This is a genomic window from Leucobacter japonicus (assembly GCF_001273855.1).
Classification (GTDB): Bacteria; Actinomycetota; Actinomycetes; order Actinomycetales; family Microbacteriaceae; genus Leucobacter; species Leucobacter japonicus.
The window spans coordinates 1-6,791 of record NZ_JHBX01000110.1 but is presented as its reverse complement, the minus strand read 5'-3'; the positions used below and the strand labels follow the sequence as shown (position 1 = coordinate 6,791).

The following is a 6,791-nucleotide window of genomic DNA, read 5'->3' as shown; positions in this document are numbered from 1 at the left end:
TCCGCCTTGCGCTCGAGGCTCGCAAAGACCCCGCGACCCGTGACGGTGCGATCGCCCGGATCCCGAAGCAGCTGGATCTTCTTCCCGAGACACTTCGGAAGTGGGTACGCAGCGCTGAGATCGATGAGGGCCTCCGTCCGGGCACGACGACCGATGATGCGGCCCGTATCGCGGAACTCGAACGCGAGAACCGAGAACTGCGCCGCGCGAACCAGATCCTCAAGAGTGCCTCGGCTTTCTTCGCGGCGGAGCTCGACCGCCCCTCACGATGAGCGAGAAGACCGCATACATCGACGCGCATCGCGTCGAGTTCGGGGTCGAGCCGATCTGCCGGGCCTTGGAGGACACGCCCGGGCAGATCGCCCCGTCCGGCTACTACGCAGCGAAGCGCAGGCCGCGCTCAGTGCGTGAGCTGCGCGACCGGGCACTTTGCGAGAAGATCGTCCGTATTCACGAGGACAACTTTGGCGTCTACGGGGTTCGGAAGATCCATGCCGCGCTCAGGCGTGAGGGCGAGCATGTTGCCGAGTCGACGGTGCGTCGACTCATGCGGCGACTGGGGTTGCGTGGTATTTCACGTGCGAAGGGACCTCGGACGACGAAGCCAGCACCAGAGACCGGGAGGCCGCTGGACCTCGTGAACCGGCAGTTCGTCGCGACGCGCCCGAACGAGTTGTGGGTCGCGGACATCACCTATGTGCGCACGTTCTCGGGGTGGGTGTACGTCGCGTTCGTGCTCGATGTGTACTCGCGCATGATCGTGGGCTGGCACGTCTCTAGCCGTCTCTACGCCGATCTCGCTCTCGATGCGCTCCGGATGGGAATCTGGCGACGCCAACGAGCCGGGCATGACCTCGCAGGACTCACACATCACTCCGATAGGGGCGCGCAGTATCGCGCCATTCGCTACGCTGACCGGCTCGCGGAATGCGACGCGGTCGCGTCTGTGGGGTCCAAGGGCGACTCGTATGACAACGCCATGGCGGAGGCCCTCAACTCGCTCTACAAGGCGGAACTCGTAAGGAATTTTGGCTCGTGGCAATCGATCAATGACCTTGAGATCGCGACCGCTGAATGGGTGGACTGGTGGAACGAGCGACGACTCCACGGAGAGCTCAAATGGAGGCCACCGGCCGAGATCGAGGCCGACTACTGGGCAGCCCACCAGCCCGTATCTGCTCTATCCAAAAGCAACTAAAACACTCTCCGCCAAACCCGACACTTGACACTTCACCTCGGTGAACACCTGCAACCAGAACCTTGCTCCCTCACCACCATCCCCGGCCCAGATGCCAAGGATGTCGCGTTCTCCGCTCGTGGTGACGCCCCTGACGACATAGAACGGGGTATTGCGGACCTGCCCGTCACGGACTTTCACCGCGATCGCGTCGACGAAGATCACCGGATACAACGCATCCAACGGCCAGCTCGACCACTCGGCCAGCTCCCCGGTGACTTTCTCCGTGATCCGACTGATCGTGTCCTTGGAGACCTTCGCCCCACAGACCTCCATCGAAGTGCGCCGCGATCTCACCCGTCATGAGCCCTCGCGCAGTCAGGGACAGCACGATCTGATCGACCCCGTCCAAGCGGCGGCGCTTACGCTTGGGGACGATCACCGGCTCGAACGACCCGTCTCGGTCCCGAGGAACCTCAATCTCGACGGGCCCGATCTCGGTGAACACCGTCTTCACCCGGGTCCCGTTGCGCATGTTCTCGCTGATCGGGGCTCCGCCGTGTTCGTGACCGAGATGTTCGGTCAGCTCCGCGTTCAGCGCCGTCTCCAGGACGTTGGGTCTGCTGATGGTTTGGTTGAGTCTGACCTGCCCTACGGTTTGGTTACCCACCGTCGTGGTGAGCATCAAGCTGGAACAAGTGTCCGTTCGTAGGCTACCTCGACCTCGATTGGGGTGCGATACCCGAGCCCTGAATGTCGCCGCTTCCGGTTGTGGAACACCTCGATGTACTCGAACATGGCGTTCGCGAGCTCAACTCTTGTTGACCATCGCTGCCGATCAAGCAGTTCGATCTGCATTGAGGACCAGAACGATTCCATCATCGCGTTATCAAGCCCATCGCCGATCGACCCGAACGAAGGCATCAGCCCTGCCTCACGAATCTTGTTCGTGAATGCCCAAGAGGTGAATTGCACACCATGGTCGGCGTGCACCACCCCGCCAGGAGTGGGTTGTCGGTTCTTCAGCGCCATATCGAGCGCGTTGACAACGAGGTTCGAATTCTGAACGGTATCGATCGACCATCCCACGATCTTTCGACTGAAGGTGTCCATCACGCAGCAGCAGAACACCTTGCCTTCTTTCGTTCGATGTTCAGTGATGTCCGTGACTCACAGTTCGTTCGGTGACAGGCGATGGAACTTCCGATTCACGAGATCATCCGCGGTGACCACGCCACGTAGCTTTTTCACCTCGACGGCCCTGGTAGCCCGCGAATGCCCGCGAGGCTCATGAGCACCGCCACGAGACGTTCGCTCACCACCACCCCCATCCCCATCGTGAGCTCGGCATGGATACGCCTGGACCCATAGGTTCCTCGGGACGCTTCATGCACCTCGCGGATCAAACCAGTCAGCCACTGTCGTCGCATCTGCGTGCGCGATAGCGGACGTGCGCGACATCGGTAGTAGCCCGGCGAAGATACCCCGAGCACGCGGCAGCACATCTTCACTGAGAACCCGGCGTCGACCAATGCGTCGATCACCGGGTGGATCCTTTTGGGTGTGGCGCGTCCTCTCCGATGAGCTTCGCAGCACGCTTCACGATCTCGAGTTCTTGTTCGAGTTGGTGGATGCGTTTGCTCGCGCGAGTGAGTTCCACGCTCTCAGCGGTGCTGGTACCGGGGACCTCACCATGATCGATGCGGTCTTGTCTGACCCACCGGTGAAGACCTCCTGCGCTGATGCCGAGGTCTTCAGCAACATGTTTTACCGGCTTGCCGGAACGAACGAGTGCGACTGCACGCTGCCGGAACTCTCCGGGATACTGGTTGGGCATAGGAACGAGCCTTTCAGAAGAGAAATGAACTCGATACTCACAAGTCGAAAGGGTAACCAAACCGTAGAGCAGGTCACCGACTCAACCAAACCATCAGCAGACCCGGGGAGCCGCTTGAAAAGTGCGCCCCAGGCTGCTTGAGACTCACGAGCGCACCACTGCCAGGCGACGACTTTCCCGTCTGCTCTGGCGGCGAGGATGCACCACCCGGTTCGGAGGTTGAACCCGTCGATCTCGATCACGTCATGGATGGTTCCGGTGACGGGGATCTTGGGTTGCAGTTCCCAGCACCAGCGGGTCTGATGTCTGAACGATCGCCCGGTCAGTCCGTCAGTTTCGGCTTGTGAGTGCTTCCTTGTGAGCCAGTCAAGGAATCTCAGCAGGGTGAACGGTCTGCTGAGATCAGGGCGTTTGCGCACTGAGGAGGCTCCGCACGAGGGGCATTTCCAGCGCTGGTTCCCGGCCTTGTTGAAGCCGTTCTTGACGAGCTTGACCTTGCATACCACGCACACAGAGGGATGAGGGTTGTCTGTCACAACTAATCGTTGCCGACATAAACGACCCCTGTTCTGCCGCGTGATCATGCGGCTAGGTCAAGATTCCATCCACCTTTTATCGCCGATAGCCCCAGCTTCGTGTATGCCAGTCCGATTAGTCGAGCGGGTCGTCGCTGGCAGAGGCGAAGAGGCGATGCTGTTCATCGCGGTCGAGGGTGCGCTCGTTGACGCTGACCACAAGGCAGAGGCAAAGGCAGAGGCAGAGGCAGAGGCAGAGGACGGGGCTCGCAGGGATGATCTGCCATTCCCGGGCCTTTGAGATGCGTCAATTCTCGCCCCGCGGCGCGGTTGACAATAGCCGAATGAGTTAATGTTAACTAAATAAGCTTGACTCGTGTGGATCGCAAAAATACTTCTTGGCCTCACGGCCACCTCGACACAAGTGGGCTACGTAGGGAGCTGTTGTTCGCAGTGGAAGAACTTACCTGCATCTCGCAAGGCGTGAACATTCAGGCGCGCCGAGTCGAGACCAGATAGTTTGATCACACGTGCGTGTAAATACCCCTCACACGCAACCCAATGCAAAAGAGTGCATGGACTATAGAAATCTCTGAGAAGAGATCTCGAGCGCACGAGTAAATCGCTGATGCCCAAGGATTCCTTATGACAAAAAAGTTGTTCGAACCGTTCCAGCTGAGGAACCTGACCTTCCGAAATAGGCTTTGGGTTACTCCCATGTGTCAGGACTCCGTAATTGAGCGCGACGGGGTGGCAACGGCCTGGCATGTAGTCCATTACGGAGGATTTGCTCGGAGTGGGGTGGGCGCGATTATCGTCGAGTCGACTGGGGTCGTCCCTGAAGGGCGAATCACTCCGAATGACTTGGGGCTGTGGAACGATACGCAACAAGAAGCACTCAAGCCGATTGCCGAGTTCGCGCACTCCCAGGGTGCGGCTATCGGCATCCAGCTTTCACATGCGGGCCGAAAGGCATCAGTCTGGCCGGAGTGGGATATCTGCCCCGAAGGAAGCGTGTCCGAGAACGATGGGGGCTGGCAGACCGTCGCGCCTTCGGCGGTCGCTCTTCCCGGCCTCGCGGATCCGCTTGAGCTCACGATACCCGAGATCGGCGAGATAGTATCGGCGTTCAGGGCATCGGCGCGGCGCGCTATCGACGCCGGTTTCGACTTTGTCGAGATCCATGCGGCTCACGGCTACCTGCTTCACGAGTTTCTCTCGCCCCTGAGCAATATGCGAACGGACCGCTACGGCGGTAGCCCCGATAACCGGGCGCGCTTAGTCGTCGAGGTCGTCGACGCGATTCGGATCGAGGTTGGCGAAGAGGTACCGGTGCTTGTTCGGGTCTCTGCGACCGACTGGGTCGATGGCGGACTGACACTCGATGACACCGTTCGTCTAGCGATCACGCTGCGGGAGCACGGTGTCGACCTCATTGACGTGTCGACCGGGGGCAACGTGCAAGCTCGTATCCCTGCAGGGCCTGGCTACCAGGTACCTTTTGCTGCGGGGGTGCGAGAGCGGGCAAAGACGCCGACTGCCGCGGTCGGCCTGATCACTGAACCGTTCCAGGCCGAACAGATTCTTGTGACGGGGCAGGCGGACGTCGTATTGGTCGGTCGGAAAATCGTGCGCGATCCGAATTTTGTGCGTCGTGCTGCCCAGGCACTGCGGTACGAGCTGCCTTATATTCCTCGCCCCGATCGGGAGTCGTACTAGGGGTTTCACCACTTGCTCAGGGGAGAACATTCGGAACTATCGGTGCTGCCGTCCGTTTAGGTATTCGGGGTCGGCTGCATGATGAACCGTGCCGGGTTTGATGGAGGGTAGAGATTCCCGGAAGGAATCTACCCAATGCCCAAGGGGCATCCCGCCCCGCTCCGCGAGCGCGCGGTTCGTCTCGTGCACAAGACCCAGCTGCAGCCCGAGGCCAACTCTGGTGCGGCGACCAGAATCGCCCGCTAGCTCGATATCAACCCCGATACCCTGCGTGGTCGGCTGAAAGCAGGCGTCAGCCGCGCGAAGGATCCCCGAACCACCAAGCCCGCCCCCGAGACGGGCAGGCCGCTCGATCTCGTGAACCGGTAGTTCGTCGCCTCCCGCCCGAATGAGTTGTGGGGTTGCAGACATCACCTATGTACCCTTCGCAGGCTGGGTGCTTGTCGCGTTCGTCCTCAATGATGGATGTTGTCGAGTTGGCGGCATCAGAACGCTCCGACTCAAGCAGAGCCTCAGCAGACCCTTGTTTCTCGCGATCTACCGGGGATCGTCCGGCGGATTCAACGCCGCAGGGCGCTTTCACTCCGCACCCATCGATGACGATATCTTCCAGCTCTAGGCCGATCATCCGATCGTAGGCGTCCAGGCAGAGCTGTTCCAGCTGGGCGAACCCACCGGAATCGACCCATTCGCCTCAGCTCCTGCGGAGCGTGGGTGCGAACACGACAGGGTCGGCGATCTTCGCGTCGGCGGCACCGAGAACGAGCACTTCCCGAATTTGTCGAAGATGATCCGGTCGGGCACGCGCTGGCGGTGACAGCCGAACGGATGCTCATCGATCACGGGTTGGATGAGGGCTTCGAAACTGGTGCCAGATCGGTTCAATGATGCATGATGGAACGGCGGGCACGAGGCGTCCTGTTGATATTTTTCTTCACATCACACTCGTTCACAGGCCTCGCTCCCGTCCTCGCGCCAACGCGCAGCGATCAACGACCTATCGGCGCGACCTCCCAGTCAGAAATTACCGGGGACAGGATCACCGACAGGAATACTCAGGAGCCTGACTACTTCTGGCTCTGATGCCAGGTGCGACTTTATGGCTTCGCTGAGTGCAGCTACCGCTGGACCTGCCGAATGGCGATCGAGGAGCTCCTCAGACTCCCATTTTTCGAGGAGTACAAACGAACCATTCTCCGCACGATGTAGAGCGTAGAGAACGCATCCCGGCTCCTCATGCACTGCTGGAATTGAGGTTCGCAGCGCTTCCTCAAGATCATTTTCGGCACCCTCTGAAGGCCAAAATACTGCCATTAGTTTCACGGACATTCTGATTCCTCACCTATAGTCTCTTGCTCATTCAATCTACATCTCATCGACCGCCAGGCACTTGGGAGCGAGTTCGGCGATCTGGCGGGCCAGCGTGCCCACGACGCAATCGTGAACTGCGGGGCGAGCGACATCGACTCCTGCCCGACGGCGACCACGATCTCCGCCTCGCCGGCGTTGATGAGGCGGGCCGCCTGCGACACGGCCTCCGTGC

The 6,791-nt window shown here is 60.2% G+C and carries 5 protein-coding genes, 3 pseudogenes and 1 other annotated feature; of the genes and pseudogenes, 2 read left to right on the top strand and 6 right to left on the bottom strand.

The window, feature by feature from the left end:
- A protein-coding gene (locus tag AMS67_RS11925) for an IS3 family transposase (protein WP_370726592.1) occupies window positions 1–1,198 on the top strand; the annotation gives its coding sequence in 2 pieces (ribosomal slippage) (window positions 1–234 and window positions 234–1,198; 1,199 coding nt annotated over the 2 pieces). This gene is flagged as partial in the annotation.
- Window positions 233–367, top strand: a sequence feature (AL1L pseudoknot). (Overlaps the previous gene by 135 nt.)
- Before the next feature lie 30 nt (window positions 1,199–1,228).
- Here the strand turns inward: AMS67_RS11925 and AMS67_RS17165 are convergent.
- The 3 genes and pseudogenes from AMS67_RS17165 to AMS67_RS18345 all read right to left on the bottom strand — a co-directional run.
- Window positions 1,229–1,793: pseudogene (locus AMS67_RS17165) on the bottom strand (IS256 family transposase); the annotation flags it as partial.
- A gap of 68 nt (window positions 1,794–1,861) precedes the next feature.
- A pseudogene (locus AMS67_RS11915) lies at window positions 1,862–3,014 on the bottom strand (IS3 family transposase).
- Window positions 2,945–3,598, bottom strand: a complete 654-nt coding sequence (locus AMS67_RS18345) for an IS1/IS1595 family N-terminal zinc-binding domain-containing protein (protein ID WP_442354828.1) — start codon at window positions 3,596–3,598, stop codon at window positions 2,945–2,947. The pseudogene AMS67_RS11915 and the gene AMS67_RS18345 overlap by 70 nt, the downstream one beginning before the upstream one ends.
- Window positions 3,599–4,174: 576 nt before the next feature.
- On the opposite strand from AMS67_RS18345, the gene AMS67_RS11905 reads away from it, so the two are divergent.
- Window positions 4,175–5,248, top strand: a complete 1,074-nt coding sequence (locus tag AMS67_RS11905; protein ID WP_053387599.1) for an NADH:flavin oxidoreductase/NADH oxidase — start codon at window positions 4,175–4,177, stop codon at window positions 5,246–5,248.
- A gap of 502 nt (window positions 5,249–5,750) precedes the next feature.
- Here the strand turns inward: AMS67_RS11905 and AMS67_RS18025 are convergent.
- The 3 genes and pseudogenes from AMS67_RS18025 to AMS67_RS18260 all read right to left on the bottom strand — a co-directional run.
- Window positions 5,751–6,158, bottom strand: a pseudogene (locus tag AMS67_RS18025) (IS5/IS1182 family transposase); the annotation flags it as partial.
- Between the two features lie 107 nt (window positions 6,159–6,265).
- Window positions 6,266–6,562, bottom strand: coding sequence for a putative quinol monooxygenase (locus AMS67_RS16915; protein WP_241488067.1), 297 nt, complete (start codon window positions 6,560–6,562; stop codon window positions 6,266–6,268).
- 5 nt (window positions 6,563–6,567) lie between these two features.
- The coding region (locus AMS67_RS18260; protein ID WP_503100490.1) for a thiolase family protein at window positions 6,568–6,791 on the bottom strand (224 nt) is incomplete at its 5' end.